This is a genomic window from Vibrio sp. 970 (assembly GCF_033339075.1).
Map to the genome: position 1 here is coordinate 1 of NZ_JAWOTW010000342.1, position 686 is coordinate 686.

The 686-nt window shown below is 48.7% G+C and carries 1 protein-coding gene; it reads right to left on the reverse strand.

The annotated features are described in order from the left end of the window. Positions 1–686 (reverse strand): acyl-CoA dehydrogenase domain-containing protein (locus R7Q11_RS26545; protein WP_225467043.1); only part of this gene is annotated, 686 nt, incomplete at both ends.

A 686-nucleotide genomic window follows, 5' to 3' on the forward strand; every position in this document is an offset into this window, starting at 1 on the left:
TCTTGAGCAATCATATCCAAGCGGAGGAATGGACGACGTTTACCTTGCGCTTTACAAACTTTGTCGAACACAGGCTCAGCTTGAAGAATCACAGACAGTGCCAACTCAATCTTACCGGCTGGGTTGTGCTCTGTTGGCTCTAGGTACTGGCCACGGCCAATGCGCGAGCGTGTTGCACTTGGGGTTTGTAGAATACGTGCCACTTTGCTGTCTAGCTTGTCACTTGGTGCTTTGCGTACACGACCGAATGGCATAATCAGAACGCGAAGTGTGCGGCCAATGACTTTGTTCGGGAAGTTTGCTAGGAACTCATCAACGGCGATTTCTGCTTGTTTTAAGCTATCTTGTAGACCCCAGTGAACCAAAGCCAAATCTTCAGCCGGACGACCATCTTGTTCAAAACGTTTTAGCGTCGCGGAGCTTAGGTATAGCTGACTGAGAATGTCACCTAAACGCGCAGATAAACGCTCTTTACGTTTCAACGAACCACCAAGCACAGCCATTGAGATATCAGACAGAAGCGCTAGGTTGGCACTGTAACGGTTTAGCTGTTGGTAGTAGCGTTTCGTTGCATCTTTAGTCGGTGCCGATGAACCGAGACCATCGCTCAAACCAAACCAAATACTGCGAACGAGGTTACTCATGGTAAAGCTCACGTGGCCAGCTAACGCTTTGTCGAATTTCTC